General features: G+C 42.2%; 11 protein-coding genes and 1 tRNA gene. 11 read left to right on the top strand and 1 reads right to left on the bottom strand.

The genetic code is table 11. The annotated features are described in order from the left end of the window. Positions 1 to 304: 304 nt before the first annotated feature. The 9 genes from bglX to L4D76_RS09930 all read left to right on the top strand — a co-directional run bounded on the left by bglX (position 305) and on the right by L4D76_RS09930 (position 12319). Positions 305 to 2689 (top strand): beta-glucosidase BglX, encoded by a 2385-nt coding sequence (gene bglX / locus L4D76_RS09890; protein ID WP_428440741.1) that lies wholly within the window; start codon positions 305 to 307, stop codon positions 2687 to 2689. 97 nt (positions 2690 to 2786) lie between these two features. Next, complete coding sequence (locus L4D76_RS09895; protein ID WP_428440742.1) at positions 2787 to 4442, top strand: sulfatase family protein; 1656 nt, start codon at positions 2787 to 2789, stop codon at positions 4440 to 4442. 168 nt (positions 4443 to 4610) lie between these two features. After that, a tRNA-Ser gene (locus L4D76_RS09900) sits at positions 4611 to 4701 on the top strand. A gap of 191 nt (positions 4702 to 4892) precedes the next feature. Beyond that, positions 4893 to 6104 (top strand): tyrosine-type recombinase/integrase, encoded by a 1212-nt coding sequence (locus tag L4D76_RS09905; RefSeq protein WP_428440743.1) that lies wholly within the window; start codon positions 4893 to 4895, stop codon positions 6102 to 6104. After that, on the top strand, positions 6104 to 6886 hold the full coding sequence (locus L4D76_RS09910; RefSeq protein WP_428440744.1) for a hypothetical protein: 783 nt from the start codon (positions 6104 to 6106) through the stop codon (positions 6884 to 6886). The genes L4D76_RS09905 and L4D76_RS09910 overlap by 1 nt, the downstream gene beginning before the upstream one ends. Before the next feature lie 566 nt (positions 6887 to 7452). Then, complete coding sequence (locus L4D76_RS09915) at positions 7453 to 8724, top strand: tyrosine-type recombinase/integrase (protein WP_428440745.1); 1272 nt, start codon at positions 7453 to 7455, stop codon at positions 8722 to 8724. A 112-nt stretch (positions 8725 to 8836) separates the two neighbouring features. After that, complete coding sequence (locus tag L4D76_RS09920) at positions 8837 to 9658, top strand: hypothetical protein (protein ID WP_428440746.1); 822 nt, start codon at positions 8837 to 8839, stop codon at positions 9656 to 9658. A 187-nt stretch (positions 9659 to 9845) separates the two neighbouring features. Beyond that, a complete protein-coding gene (locus L4D76_RS09925) occupies positions 9846 to 10433 on the top strand; it encodes a plasmid mobilization protein (protein ID WP_428440747.1) in 588 nt (195 codons plus the stop codon). Further along, positions 10430 to 12319 (top strand): relaxase family protein, encoded by a 1890-nt coding sequence (locus tag L4D76_RS09930; protein WP_428440748.1) that lies wholly within the window; start codon positions 10430 to 10432, stop codon positions 12317 to 12319. Before L4D76_RS09925 ends, L4D76_RS09930 begins: the two co-directional genes overlap by 4 nt. A 757-nt stretch (positions 12320 to 13076) precedes the next feature. Here L4D76_RS09930 and L4D76_RS09935 read toward each other — a convergent pair. Beyond that, the gene (locus tag L4D76_RS09935; protein WP_428440749.1) at positions 13077 to 13430 is read right to left on the bottom strand and encodes a helix-turn-helix domain-containing protein; all 354 of its coding nucleotides are present in this window, start codon (positions 13428 to 13430) and stop codon (positions 13077 to 13079) included. A gap of 32 nt (positions 13431 to 13462) precedes the next feature. On the opposite strand from L4D76_RS09935, the gene L4D76_RS09940 reads away from it, so the two are divergent. Then, the gene (locus tag L4D76_RS09940) at positions 13463 to 13651 is read left to right on the top strand and encodes a hypothetical protein (RefSeq protein WP_428440750.1); all 189 of its coding nucleotides are present in this window, start codon (positions 13463 to 13465) and stop codon (positions 13649 to 13651) included. A 197-nt stretch (positions 13652 to 13848) separates the two neighbouring features. After that, positions 13849 to 15363: a sulfatase-like hydrolase/transferase gene (locus L4D76_RS09945; protein ID WP_428440751.1), complete on the top strand. Its 1515-nt coding sequence runs from the start codon at positions 13849 to 13851 to the stop codon at positions 15361 to 15363. Positions 15364 to 15446 lie beyond the last annotated feature (83 nt).

The raw sequence follows: 15446 nt of genomic DNA on the forward strand, positions 1-15446 counted from the left end.
CATCAATAGAACCATTATTACGAAAAGAAATCCCCTATAAACCTGAAATGAATCGCATCGGGTTTATTGCTGTCGATATAGGTAAATAATCTATTTCAGGTACATCGTCAGTAATAATGTTATGTGATGGTATGAGGGCTATTCATTCATCAGCCTATTGGTATTTCAAAGACTATCCGGCAATAACTGATATTTTGACCAATACTGCTTTGTTTCGCCAGTAATTAATCGGCTTGTTCTTAACGAGCAGCAGCAGAACATGCAACATCGGCGAGAGTCGTTAGAAAATTTTAATGGAGTATTTATGACACCAGCTTGGAAGCGTTATTTATTGATGCTGAGTGTATCACTTAGTTTACCTGTATTGGCGCAGAATACTTTTAGCTCTGCTGTACAAGTGGAGAAAGCCCCCCCTGCTTCAGTGAAGCACTGGAATGACGAGAAGGCAGAAATGGATAGTTTTATTAGTGATCTGATAGCTCGAATGACGCTAAAAGAAAAGATTGGTCAGTTAGATCTTCAAAGTGGAGGGCATGCAGTTACAGGTTCTGTGCTCAACGATGATTACATGCAACAGCTTCGCGAAGGCCGAGTCGGCTCGGTATTTAACGCTTACGGTGCTGAATTTACCCGTGAACTACAGAGAATTGCTGTAGAGGATACTCGGCTAGGTATTCCTTTGCTTATTGGCTTAGATGTCATTCATGGTCATAAAACAATTTTCCCTCAGTCGATTGGGGAAGCGGCATCCTGGGATTTGGAAACAGTTAGAAATGGCGCCCGTGTAGCGGCTCGAGAAGCTGCGGCAGAAGGCATCAACTGGACCTTTGCGCCAATGGCCGATATCGCCCGAGATCCGCGTTGGGGACGTGTAGCCGAGAGTGCCGGTGAAGATCCGTATCTGAGTACTGCAATGGCAGTTGCAAGAGTTCAAGGTTTTCAAGGTGATGACTTGAGCCAGCCTGATACGATTATGGCAACGGCTAAGCATTTTGTTGGTTATGGTCTTGCTCAGGGTGGCCGGGACTACAACACGACAGACGTTTCTGAGCATGAACTGTGGACGACACAGATGCCTGCGTTTAAGGCGATGGTTGATGCCGGAGTGGCGACATTCATGACTGCGTTTAATGATCTCAATGGTATTCCTGCGACCGGCAACAAAACGTTGCTGACCGATATCTTACGCGATCAGTGGGGCTTTGAGGGCTTTGTCGTAACGGACTACACAGCAATTAACGAATTGGTACCACACGGTTTTGCCCGTAATGAGAAACATGCTGCTGAATTAGCTTTCAATGCTGGGGCAGATATGGATATGGTCGGCCGAGTATATATTAATTATCTGGAAGAGCTGGTGGAAGAAGGTAAAGTTGATATTGCCAAAATTGATCATTCTGTCCGCCTGATCCTTGAAATGAAATGGCGTTTGGGACTGTTTGAAGACCCTTACCGTTATTCTGACATCGAACGTGAAGAAAAAGAGATCTTAAGCCAACAGAACCTAGAATCAGCCCGTGATGCGGCTCGAAAATCATTTGTTTTACTTAAGAACGACAACCAGACACTTCCATTAAACGAAAAGAAGATTGATTCAATTGCATTGATTGGCCCTCTGGCAGACAGCAAAAGGGATACCATCGGTAATTGGGTGATAGCTGGCGACGGCCGCGATCAACCCATCACAATTAAAGAAGGTCTCGAAGCCCGTCTGGGGAATAAGGTTGAGATCAACTATGCAGAGGGGGCAACAAGCGCTTATCTTGTTGATGAAGAAACGATGGCTACGCATGGCGGCAAGACCGTTTCATTCGTCTTAGAAGATGATTCCAGCCTTAAGTCTAACATCCAGGATGCGATTGAAGCCGCGAAGAAGTCAGATGTCATTGTGATGGCTTTGGGTGAAGAACAGCGCATGTCTGGCGAGGCGTCCAGCCGTGTTGAACTGACACTCCCTGGAAATCAGCAACGGTTAATGGAAGAGTTAAAAAAACTTGATAAGCCGATGATACTGGTACTGCTAAGCGGCCGACCAAACGACTTGCAGTGGGCAGATAAAAATGTCGATGCTATTTTGCATGCATGGTATCCGGGCACTCAGGGCGGTCTGGCTATTGCCGATGTCTTAATGGGCGATTATTCTCCTTCAGGCAAGCTTCCAATGACCTTCCCGCGCTCTGTTGGTCAGGTACCTCTGTTCTATAACCAAAAAAGTACCGGTCGTCCGTATGACGCGAGTAATCCGAATCAACGTCAAGAACATTACACCTCTCGTTATGATGACTCGGCGAATACACCACTGTATGCGTTCGGACACGGCTTGAGCTATACCGATTTCACCTACGGCAAAATTAAGCTTTCTTCTAATACACTGACAATGGATGGTGAAATAGAGGTGGCGGTCAAAGTGACCAATAGCGGTGACTCTGCAGGTGAAGAAGTGGTTCAGCTCTATACCCGTCAGCTGGTGGGCTCTATCACTCGTCCGGTTAAGGAATTGAAAGGTTTCCAAAAACTGCATTTTGAGAAAGGTGAATCTAAAGAGGTTAAATTTACCCTCACAGCTGAAGATTTAGCTTTTTACCGTGCGGGCCTCAACTGGGGATCAGAGGCAGGCGACTTCTATGTTTATGTCGGCACTGCATCTGACAACGTCCAGAAAGCTGAATTCAAACTTATCGACAAGTAATGACATGTTTCCGTGCCAAAACGGGTTCCGTTTTGGCACAGCGATTTGTTGATCAGTATTCATAAAAAATCAAACTGCAGTTGAAAGGTAAAATGTCGTGAAAAAGTTATTACCATTATTAATCTCAGGACTTCTGACACAAGTTGGCTGTACTGCTGATGCAGAAGCAAAAACCGACGTCGCTTCAAGTGCCGAGCCTCAGCGTCCGAATATTATTTTCATCATGTCTGATGATCACGCCGTGCAAGCGTTGAGTGCATACGGAAGTGCAATCTCTAAACTGGCACCAACCCCAAATATTGACCGAATTGCAGCTAACGGTGTTCGATTTGCAAACTCATTTGTGACGAACTCTTTATGCGGGCCGAGTCGTGCTGCCATGCTGACCGGTAAATTTGGTCACAAAAACGGTTTCAACTATAACGGTCAAACCTTTGATGGTAGCCAAAATACCTGGCCGAAGACTCTTCATGAAGCCGGCTATACGACTGCGCTGATTGGGAAATGGCATATTAACCTAATTCCAAAGGGGTTGAACTTTGATCACTGGGAGATCCTTAATGATCAAGGTGAGTATTACAATCCGGATTTTATCACCAAAGACGGTGTCAAAATGGAGATGGGTTACACCACGGATTTAATAACGGACAAAACCATAAAATGGTTAGATGGACAGCGTGATAAAAGCAAGCCGTTTGCCCTCATGATGCACCATAAAGCACCACACCGTAACTGGATGCCCGCACTTCGCCATACTCAGTTGTATGCCAATACCCAATTCCCTGTTCCAGAGAATTACTTTGATAATTATGACGGTCGAGTTGCTGCGGGTAAGCAAGAAATGAATATCTATCGTGATGCTCAGGAAGGTCACGACCTTAAGATGACGACGGGAGTTGGTAAATCTGAGTGGCGTAAGGATATCTGGCCGCACCTGTTGGCGCGTTTGACTGATGAGCAGCGGGCCGAATGGGATGCCGCCTATCAAGAACGTAACGATTACATGAATGCCAACGAGGGCAATTGGTCAGAAAAAGAGATGGCTGTTTGGAAATATCAGCGTTACATGCAGGACTATCTAGCCACCATTGCCTCTGTCGACGAAAGTGTCGGTAAAGTCTTAGACTACCTGGATGAAAATGGGCTCTCTGAAAATACGCTTGTCGTGTACACGTCTGATCAAGGCTTCTTCCTTGGTGAACATGGCTTCTTTGATAAGCGCTTTATGTATGAAGAGTCTTTTTCAACACCTTTAGTCATGCAATATCCAGCAAAGATCAAACCAGGTACTGTGGTTGAAGGACTCGTGCAGAACATTGACTATGCGCCGACATTTCTTGAGTTTGCCGGTGTTAATGCGCCTAAAGATATGGATGGTGAGTCAATGGTGAAGCTCGTGACTACCGGTGATGCGAGTGAATGGCGCAATAGTTTGTATTACCACTACTATGAACTGCCAGGGTTCCACAATGTCGCACGTCACTATGGTGTACGAGATGACCGTTACAAACTGATGCATTTCTACTACCCTGACGATCAGTGGGAATTCTACGATCTGAAAAAAGACAGTTCAGAAATGAATAACGCAATTAATGATCCTGCTTATAAAGATGAAATTGCACGCCTTAAGCTTGAGCTGAAGAGACTTGAGAAGCAGTACGATGTACCACCAATGGCAGAGTGGGAAGATATGGAGCTTATTCATAATCCAAAGGACAGGTTAGAAGATCTTTTTCCTAAACAGCTTCAGTGATAACCGATAGCTGAGCGGATATGGTCGCTTGTGAACCCCTGAGTTTAACCGCAGGGCTGAGTAATTGAGAGATATTTGTTCGTGTTGGTGATAGTTTTGGCAGTTAACAATAGATTTGCCGAAAGCTACTTTACAGCTCGAGCTGGGCTCTGTATTATTCGCCGCATTGGAGAGATGGCTGAGTGGTTGAAAGCACCGGTCTTGAAAACCGGCATACGTTTATAGCGTATCTAGGGTTCAAATCCCTATCTCTCCGCCACTTCTTTTTATGAATAAAGCCTTTGATTTTCAAAGGCTTTTTTCATATCTAAATGTTGTCAAATCACCCATTCGCAATGAGGTGAGACAATGTACCTACTAAAGCAAGCAAATTCTGTATATTACTCAAGGGTTTGTACTCCAAAAGCATTATTGGAAATTGGCTATCCATTCGACATAAAAGTGTCGTTAATGACTAAGGATCGTTCGACCGCTATCCAACGTAACTTTTTGGTTGCCTCCACGATAAAAGCTGCTTTTTTGGCTGAAAGCCCTATCTCTTATGAAGAGTTTAAGAAAAAACTCGATGCTGAAATTGATAGAATTCGGCGTAAATCATTCAAAGTTGTCGACTACAAAGTCCCATCAATTAAACGTACCACGCACATTGTTAGCCATCAAAATTTCGTAGTACAGTCTCATGATGACATCGATGCAAATTTAGATATTGATATTTATCCACCAGAAAAACCGATTCTTGATGTTCTTAACGAATTTATTGTGAATAAACGTGCTAGTGGTATTACTCATCTCACGTGCCATCAACTGAAGCAACGCATCACTCATTTTGCAGAGTTCGTTGATAATAAGTCTGTTGAGTCGATTAATAGTCAAGACATCATGAAGTATTTGGCCCTCTTGAACTCAGAAGGCCGTAGTAAGAAAACTAATAAAGATTTTTTTGCTTCTGTTAAACAGTTCTTAAAGTGGGCAAGACTCATGTTCTATATCGATTCAAATCCTGCTCAAGAAATTGTCCCTAAGTTTAAAAAAGGCAAACATGCAAGCGAAGAGAGAGAGCGTTGGGAATTACCTGAATTACTAAAACTATTTGATAGTCATTACTTTACTAATGTTGATGAAGATTTAAAGTGGGTAACTCTACTACTTTTCTATCACGGGTTGCGTCCATCAGAAGCATGTCAGTTGCGTGCTGCTGATTTCAAAGTTAAAGATGGCATTTACTACCTTAAAATTACGGATGAAGGTGAAAATCAGCATGTGAAAAATGAACATGCTGTACGAATTGTTCCAATTCATAGGGAGCTTCTTCGACTTAACTTTATTGAGTTTGTTTCTACAAAAAAGAAATTGAAAACAGTTCAACTTTTTAACTATCGGCCTCTTGGTAAAGATGGCGATTGGTCGAAGCAGTATCGAACCAAATTCGGCAAGATACAAACCAGTATAGGGTTTGAAGCTGGTGATCGCCCAACAGCCTACAGTTTTCGTCATACGTTTATCGATGAACTTAAACAAGCTGGTATAGCAGAACATGATGTCGCGGAGGTCGTTGGTCATGTTAATAAAAATATCACATTTGGTCGATACGGAAAGAAATCGGATTTGAAGCATCTTCAAAAAGTAGTGGATACGTTCGATATTTTGGGAGGGTTTGCATAATGTTTAAGCTAACTAATGATATCCGTAGTTCTATTCTTGATGCACTTGAAGAGGCTTCTTATTCAAATCATTTAGATATTTCCCAGTATATGAAATTAGGTATTACACATGCTGAGATTGGCATCATTGACTTGGCTAAGTCGTTATTGCAACAATCACCTAATTTAACTGAAACAGATCTGATTCAAGCAGGTATATCCAAACGAAAAATAGATGCTCTTCTTGGTGGTTTAAGCAATATCAAGATGTTGTTAGGTCTATCAGATATAGAGCAATCCACCTTATTTCTCGATTGGATAGGCAAGTGTCCAAATAACGAAAAGATAATCATACCGTATTGGCTCTACGTTGAATATCAGCAGGAGATTAGAAGTAGGTTCACGGATAGCTGCAATTTATGCAAGATAAACGATCAGCAACATATCTATATTCAGTTGGATCACGGTATCAGCCTACCAGCCCTCCCGTTAACACGAAAAAAGTATGCAAAGATACCCATAAACAATGCTGAATTGATCGGTGTAGTGTGTGTACTCCTAAGTATGCAAGGTTTTGTACTTGAGAGGATCAACAATGAAAGGTCGGTTATCACGGCAAAAGATGTGAATGCTGATGAGAGAGTAGTTATTTCTGTAAGCTGCTGGTCTTCAAAAGCAACTACAAATAGTCAGTCGGACTTAATTATCTGCGTTATCGATGATTTTTTGCAAGAAAATGTTGTTCACCAAGAAAACTCATTTAGGCCTTGTATCATTACTTTGGATCAACTACTGGAATTGTAGTCGTAAAGCTAGCGAAAAACGCTTGTATTCAGTTTGAATACAAGCGTTTCGGTTCTAAAGTTCCAAATAGGGCGAAGATTGCATTGCCTAACGCTGGTAAAAACACAAGCTACCCAATAACCACACCATGATAGTAGATAGTCTACATACCTTGGCTTGAGAAAAAATGCTTATACCGTCCACTTAGGGCGGTTTTTAGTTGATTAAGTTAACTATTGAATCGACAAATATATAATAAAAACAACCGCTTACAAGTCTCAATCTTGACATGGATCACGTTTAAAGTAATTAAATTTGGCTATTACTTTGCTACTTCTAGCTATGATCTTCTTACTTCGAAAAATAATCTGTTTATTTTCAGTCTGTTACGGTTAATATTTGTTTTTCAAATATATAACCTATTGAATTTATTGGAATTTTTATGGTTGATAATTATTTTTTAAGCATTAGCATAGATATCAACTTCAACATATTCATCAACCTAATCTCGTAGGAGAACGCCTATTTATCTTTAAATCAGATTGATGGCACCGATGAAAACAACGAAAAAATAAGCGGTGATATTTATGAAAAAACAAACGAAAAATATTATAAGTGAGAGAAAAGTCCGCCTTAAGGCAAAGCTACAAGCTAAACGTAAAGGTACGAGAAAATCAGTGATCTCATTAGATAAAAAAGATTACGAACCAAATAGTGTTGCATATCAAGTATGTCATGTTATGAAAACTAAAAAAAGACGGGTTGCTGATACTACTTTTACAGGTATGAAACCACATGCCAGGCATATTATTAAGCGACTAGGTAACAATGTAGCAAAAGATTTATCAGCAACCGATATAGAAGATTTTGTCGAAGACATGTTTGAATACGGTGTAGAAGCAAAAGTCATTAATGGTTGTTTTACTATTCTTAGAGCGGTATTCGTGCGGGTGCATAGTGATTCTAACGTTAGTCCAATGAAGAGAATCGAAAACTACAAGCTTTCAGGTACCAAGTTACACCCATTATCAGAAGATGAATTGAAAGTCTTATTTGCTCAAGTTACACCTGATGTCATGTCTAAGATGATGTTTATGTGCGGTGTATTGACAGCATGCAGAGTAAGTGAACTTCCATGTTGGACGTGGGAAAATGTAGAGTTTTTTGATGATGCTGAAACAGGAAAAGAGCATGCTCGCGTAACGATTGATCTTGCAAAGCCAGCCAATGATTACAAGGTAGTCAAAACACCAGATTCAGAAAGAACAATCGTCACATCACCTGAATGTGCTCAAATTTTACGGGTTCTTGAGAAGCGAACTGCTAAGCTAAAGCCTATCGAATTTGACGTTATTCAGCGGGATAATCGAAGTGTAGAGATAATGAAAAGGCGGTTTGTATTTTATAACGATCAAACTGGCCAACCTTGGTTGAACCCTAAACAGTTTAGTAAGCAATTTTTTACAAGCTTCTTGAAGGAAGCAGGCATTTCTCATCGTGGGCCAGGCCAACTAAGACATACATGTGCATCGTTACATTATGCAAAGGGGGTAAGTCTCGCTTGGATAGCAAAGTTATTGGGCCATAAGAGCACATCTATTGTAGAAAAGCACTATGCTCGTGCTAATGAAGTCAACTTGAAATCTGAACAGCAAAAAGCGGATGCGACTATAGCTACTCTGTTTAAAACAATAAACTCCGATAGCATTATTGTTAATCGTGATGTTTTGCTGAAACAAAATAAATTACCACAAGTTGATTTGCCTGCATTATTGGCGAGGTTGCGTAGCACATCTGATGATAGTGAGAGAGATGCGCTCTGCGCTCAGATTGAGTTGCTTTATGCAATGGGAGTGTAGGTCATGCTTAACTACGTTGAAGTGGCGGGGAAAGACTGCTGCTTACCTAACCTTACTATTTTCCTGTTGCTTACTTACCTGCCTTTCTTAGTCAGTAAGGAAGGTAAGTAAGATGATGGACATGACGCAAAAACAGCTCGCATTCGAAAAAGCGATGGTAGCCAGTGGTAAAGATCCTGAGAAAGGAACAGCATTTGATAAATATGTGGAGCAATACAACATTGCCACTAATTATGGACAGAAGAGCATTTCAGCCAAGCACTTACAATCCCTTGCTGGTGGAGAATACTCAAAAGCACGCATAGCACATCAAGTGCTCTCATCGTCTATACCGACAAGCTACCAGCAGCGGTCTGTTCCTGACTGGTTTATTACAATTATTGAATCCGCTCAAATAGATACGAATAGTCTATGGAATGCCTTTGATTCTGAAATGCATGAGCAAATTGAACGTAGAGTTAAGCTTGCTGAAATTGAAAAAGAGAATGCTATCGTTCAGCTTCAAGAGTCTGACTCAGTTATTGATGAACTACAAGATGAAGTCAAAACACTCCAGCAACACGTTACTGAACTTAACCTTATTCAAGCTGAGTTAGATGCATTGAAGAGCCGATATGAAGTGGTTCTTGAAGACCTCTCCTTATCCGTACAAGAGAATTCATTCCAGCAACAACAGCCTACTGATTTTTATGAGATGGAAAACAGGATGGCTGCTGATAGAGCAAGAATGAAACAGCAAGAGAACCAACATTTAGCCCTTCAAAAAGCGCATCAAAATTTACGTGAAGAGCATAATAATTTGTTGTTAGAAAAAGGTAATCTTGAAGGAGAGAACCTAATTCTTAGACAGCAATCGGACTCCTCTAGTGGTGACGATGAGAACTTTGATCCTACACGCGGGATGGCTAAAATTTTCGGTAACAATACAGAATAAATTCGCAACGCGCCTTTGCGGTCAAAATATAAAGAGCAAGGTTACTCCTGCACCGTACAAATCGTTCCTCATTGTCGGTGCTCAGCTTCGCTGACCGGAGCCTTGCAATGGCGGCTGCCCTTGACTCGCTTGGGTTGCACCCAAACCCGCTAAAGATAACAAGATCTATTCTAATGGACGTGAACTGATGACAAAAAGAAAATACAAAAAAAAAGATATTGGTAAAAGTTATTTATCCGATCCGCACCTTTTTGATGCAGTTGAATATGCGATTGAAACCCTGGTTTCCGCAGGAGAGAGAATCACTCAAAAACGCATTGCGGAACTGACCGACACGAATATTACCGTAATCAAGCACATTTATCCTTATTTTGCCGAGAGGAAAACCCAGCGAATCGAGCTGCGGTGCTCTGTTGTGGAAAAAATGCAATGGCAGCAGAAGGCGCAACAAGCCGATATGACGGTTTCCCGGCTGGCCAGCCAATCGCTTAACAACGTAACGGTCAGTATTCCGCCTACCCAGCAACTGCGCGGTGCCATAAACCGCGTGGTAGTTGAGCGTGTCAGTTTTAATACGCTGATTAACCAACTAGCCAAGTGGGTCAACACTTACAAATCTTCTGCAGATGAATTATTTGTGGTGACTCAGCTTAAGCATCTATGTGAACAATTTGATACGCACGATAAAAAGGTGATGACAATTCTCGGACAAGATCATCAATACGATGAATTTTACCGGTTACCTTCCTCACCTAGGCAGGAAGGAAGGCAATGACAGCTATCGCTATTTTTAAGACTGATGGGGCTCATACATCAAAGCCTACCGCGGTTACTGACTACATTCATGGAAAGTACTCAGCCCTGACAGATACACAGAAAGAATTACTGAAGCAAAATGAAACATTATTGAGATTAGCCAGGGAGTCAGGTGATGTACAACTGGAGGCTGAAGCTACTTATCTCCTTGGCCAGATCCATGGCAAGATACGCAATCCGCCGCCGCAACCGATCACTGATAATCGGGCACAGGTTGAGTATGCCATTGCGATTACGCCGCATGTACATAAATATACCTCCGGTGTTATTGCACATGCCGAGGAAGATACTGAGAAGATACTGGCCAAGCCTGCAATAGAACCTGAATTTCGAGAATTGTTGGAAGCGCTGTTTTTTGCGGGGTTACCCGAAGAAGATCGCTTAATTGAGTGGGTCAGGCATACTCACGAAAAATTCATTGAAAATCACTTTGTGGTTCCACGCATTCATTTGCGAACAGGAAAATATTTCAATCCTACCCCGCCGGGCTGTGAGGGAGATCTTAACGCTGTGCGTAACTACCTGAATTTTAAGTACGATCTTGCCAGTCCAGATGATCCAGAGCGTAGCAGACTGACACAAGGCCCCAGAATTTATGAAAAAAATCGTGATTTGAAGAAGGTCCTGAATCAGCTTGTCGTTGATTTAATAAACAAAAGACGCATCAACAATCGTGATGATGTCGTTAATCTATTAAAGCAACAAGACGTTCAAAAGGCCTACGGTTTTTATAATGTAGAAATCTCAAGCAACTTTATACGCATTTATCCAACCAACAAACTTAAGGCGGTCAGGCTCAGAGGCAAAATTTTCTCGGGTGCTTTTCAAAGCATTGAAAGCTTGGCCGGGGAGAAAATAATCCAAAGCCGCGATGAGCGCCTGACTGAGCTTAAAGAAGAGTTGGAACATCGTATTAGAAAACGTGCTGCATTCAATATCAGAAGGTATTTGACCGTGAATGCTGGCATAAATCAAACCAAGCCCACACCTGAGAACGAGGGGCAGTCCCAACAGCTTGAACCTACTGAGTTATCTAAACAGGCTTCAATCAGCAAGGGGAGCCTGTTTAGCGCTACTTCTAGAAATCCATTACCAGAGCAAATCACAGTCAGTTATTCAGATCTGGTGCTGGGAGATCTCGATCCGGCATTAACAGGTTGGCAGTTAGTCGAAGAGTTGGAACGGCGGCGAGTCGTTGCTGCCATGATAGCGGAAGAAGCAGCAAGGAAGAAACAGGCGGCTTTGCTGAAAGTATTTCAGAAATTGCATCATTATTTAATCATCAATAATAAAGGCACAGAATATGAGTTATTTGGAGCAACAATTGCTGAACTGTATACAAACTATGCAGAGCGAGAACCAAGTACAAACCAACGCGTTAATGCAACAACAGCAAGAACAATCGAAGTCTTACGAAACCAGTATGAAACAGTTGATGCAGGAGTATCAGAAGGAAAGACAAACCCTGCTTCGCAAGCTGATAGAGACCCACAACTTTATAACAGACGAGTACAACAGCTCGCTGCAATTACTTCAGCAGCTCGCAACCGAATCGGATACACGCTCTGGCTCAGCCGAGTCATTGTTGATGAAATTAACCAACCGAGTAACGTTATTGGAACAATCACAACAAGATGCCGAGCAAGCACTGACGGAATTAACCGAATTATTGTCCAGTTAGCAGAAAGCAGTAAATTGCTATCCCAGTTTAAAAATGAGATTGCTAGGAGGCTTATAGCTAGTAAACGACTGAAACAACAAACACTTACGGTAGAGATGTTGGTCAATCATATCAATGGTGACAAAGTATCAGTAATTTCAAAAACTGATCCAAACAAGCAATAGCCTGTATTGTCGGCCTTGAAGTCAAAGCCTAGGAGAGACTGTAAATAACTTCGTGTAATTGCTTATCTATAATGCTACTAATGGCTACTCCAGCAAGACTTTCATTACCGATAAAGAGATGCTATCGTTCATATTGCGGTCAAGGTTCCTACCTTAGCACGCTTCGAAGACTACTTTTTGGTTAGCAAATAAGTGTGGCAGCTGTCACTTGCCTGTATTTCCTCAATATTGACTTCAGCTTCCCAAGCTGATGACGTGGGTCGATTTTCGCTGTCCGCTCCAATCTTTTGTGTACAGAGCCTCAATATAACCATTTGAAACAAAAACTTTTTGCTGAGTTTAATGGTATTTTTGTTGTTGAGCCAAATACCAGCATGCTGTGTCGCGTTTATTCGCACTATGTGCCTAATCTGAACCGTCAAGATGGCAATGCATTTGAATGCTTTATCAGCTAGGTGAATAGTTCTACGAAATATACACCATCAACTATTTTGCACTAGCCTTTGCTTTGACGTTATTCAATATAAGCAGTTTGAGAAACTCCAACGAGAATATATTGTGAGCTTTTAGCATGATATCTATCAGATGGTTCAATAGCGCATACATCTTCTTCTGCCATACCGGTAACATTGAGAGCACGAGTTAATCCAGTCAGTTACAGATTACTTATATGGTGTTTCTCCGGAGTAGAGTAAGACGATCTGCAAGAGATAGTGATTGGATACTGACAAAAATTGAGCTGCAAATATCGGAACAGTCACGGAAGCTGTGTTAGCACCATGCGTTGAGCAATCTCGGCTACTGTCAAAGACTCAGCACAGGCAGCTTGTACAGCCGTAGCTACCATTTCTGGTGACAGAGCGCGAGGTCGCCCTCCGGCATGCCCCTTCAATAATCCACAAAGGCCGAGTTCATACCATGCGTGATACCAGTTATATACCACTCTCGGAGTGACACAAAGCTCAGCGCCGATCTTTTTAGGTGTAAGCTTACGAGCCAATAATAATAATATTCCTGCGGCTCGAGTGCGGATATCTCGGTGTATATGATTCAACGCCAGTTGCTGTAGGGTATGACGTTCAGGTTCAGTTAGCTGTACGTTACATTGCATCGTGCAGTTCAAGCGTCGTATGTCAGGTGATAATGAAAGTGTGGCTTAATGAATTTTGTTTTCCTCAAGCACTTACTGTATTTAATTCTTTGTTTTTTACATTGCTGATTATCTGTACTGACCCGGTGTATCTGCTTAAAGCTTTATTTCCTGAACAAGGAATGATTGGTCTTTACCGCGAATTGAAAAATGGCAAGGAAAAGTCTGTTCAGGCTGTATAATCTTGTCCAGTATTTTATTTGAGCCCCACCATTTTCAGCTATCTGTTCAATGGAATATAAAAAGTAATGCATTATGACCATCGTCATAATGTTTTGTCTCTCGGTTTGTTAACGTTTACATTAAAATGTTAACCGGGTGAACCGTCGCTGCATATTAAACAAAACAGCTCAAACTGAGTATACAAAGGCGGGTTAAAATGAAAAACCAAATATTATCATTGATAATGACGGACACTCAGGCAACCAATATGGTGGGATGTTACAGTGGGCAAGATGTTAATACTAACCACATTGATGCGCTGGCAGAAAAGGGAATCCAGTTTACATCGGCTTATACGTCTGCTCCCGTTTGTACTCCTGCCAGAGCTGGGCTATTTACCGGGATCTATGCCAATCAGTCGGGCCCATGGACAAACAATGTTGCACCCGGCAGTAATATCCGTACCATGGGGCACTATTTTAAATCCAAAAATTATCGTACTGGCTATATCGGTAAGTGGCATTTGGATGGTCATGATTATTATGGTACGGGTCAATGCCCGGAAGAGTGGGATGCAGATTACTGGTACGATGGCGCGAACTATCTTGCTGAACTGTCCGATCACGAAGTCGCCCTATGGCATAATGGCCTCAACACAGCAGAAGATCTAAGAGCCAATAATATTGGCCCGGAATTTACCTGGGCGCACCGGATCAGTAACCGGGCATTACGTTTTCTTGACGAAGCACAGGAAAACCGCCAGCAACCTTTCTTGCTTGTCCTGTCTTATGATGAACCTCACCATCCATTTACTTGCCCGCCAGAATATGTAGAAAAATATCATGACTTTGCCTACGACTTAGGAAATAAACCCTTTGATAGTTTGCAAAACAAACCTGAGCACCACAAATTATGGGCAGAAGCCATGCCTTCTCCTGTCGGTAAGGATGGAAAATATCGTCATCCGCTGTACTTTGGCTGCAACGATTTTGTTGATGATGAAATTGGCCGTGTAATTAAGCATTTAGACCAGTCAGAAATAGACAATACCTGGGTTGTATATACCTCAGATCACGGTGAAATGATGGGAGCTTATAAGTTAATAAGTAAAGGGGATGCCATGTATGATGATATCACCCGGATCCCACTTATTATCCGCCCGCCTAAAGCGCAATGGTGCCACGTGGAAGTTGATATACCGGTTAGCCATATCGATATTTTGCCGACTCTGCTCAAGATTGCTGATATTGATAAAACAGACATGTTGCCAGGCTGTGATTTGTGCTCTATCGCGCAACACCAGAACAGCAAGCGTGGCGTGATGGTTGAATTTAATCGTTATGAAATCGAGCATGACAGCTTTGGTGGTTTTATTCCGGTGCGCTGCTGGATTGAGAATGACTATAAGCTGGTGATTAACCTGTTTGCCGAAGATGAGCTGTATGACCGTAATCAGGATCTGGAAGAAATGGATAACCTGATTTTTTCTCCCGAGCACGCGATGATTCGCGACCAATTGCATGATCGCCTGCTGGGTTATATGGATCATATTCGTGACCCGTTCCGCAGCTATCAATGGTCAGCCCGTAGCTGGCGTAAAGATAAAGCAGCTCAGTGGATGGAGGCATTCAGACCTCGGCCAAATGATGGTGTGGCGCCTGTAGTACGTGATTATGATACCGGCATGCCCACCCAGGGCGTAAAGGTTGAAGATAAAAAGTTGAAGTTTTAATCGCAATCCCGAGCCGCCGAATCTCCGGCTTATTCGCGCTCTGCCAGCATAAGCCGATCTATCACATATATGAATCATATATG

The sequence above is a fragment of the Photobacterium sagamiensis genome (genome assembly GCF_050337085.1).
Lineage (GTDB): Bacteria > Pseudomonadota > Gammaproteobacteria > Enterobacterales > Vibrionaceae > Photobacterium > Photobacterium sagamiensis.

Coding starts and splice junctions, on each gene's coding strand:
- L4D76_RS09910 (WP_428440744.1), top strand. CDS start 6,104: ATGTTTAAGCTAACTAATGATATCCGTAGTTCTATTCTTGATGCACTT.
- L4D76_RS09905 (WP_428440743.1), top strand. CDS start 4,893: ATGACTAAGGATCGTTCGACCGCTATCCAACGTAACTTTTTGGTTGCC.
- L4D76_RS09930 (WP_428440748.1), top strand. CDS start 10,430: ATGACAGCTATCGCTATTTTTAAGACTGATGGGGCTCATACATCAAAG.
- L4D76_RS09935 (WP_428440749.1), bottom strand. CDS start 13,430: ATGCAATGTAACGTACAGCTAACTGAACCTGAACGTCATACCCTACAG.
- L4D76_RS09940 (WP_428440750.1), top strand. CDS start 13,463: ATGAAAGTGTGGCTTAATGAATTTTGTTTTCCTCAAGCACTTACTGTA.
- L4D76_RS09920 (WP_428440746.1), top strand. CDS start 8,837: ATGATGGACATGACGCAAAAACAGCTCGCATTCGAAAAAGCGATGGTA.
- L4D76_RS09925 (WP_428440747.1), top strand. CDS start 9,846: ATGACAAAAAGAAAATACAAAAAAAAAGATATTGGTAAAAGTTATTTA.
- L4D76_RS09915 (WP_428440745.1), top strand. CDS start 7,453: ATGAAAAAACAAACGAAAAATATTATAAGTGAGAGAAAAGTCCGCCTT.
- L4D76_RS09945 (WP_428440751.1), top strand. CDS start 13,849: ATGAAAAACCAAATATTATCATTGATAATGACGGACACTCAGGCAACC.
- bglX (WP_428440741.1), top strand. CDS start 305: ATGACACCAGCTTGGAAGCGTTATTTATTGATGCTGAGTGTATCACTT.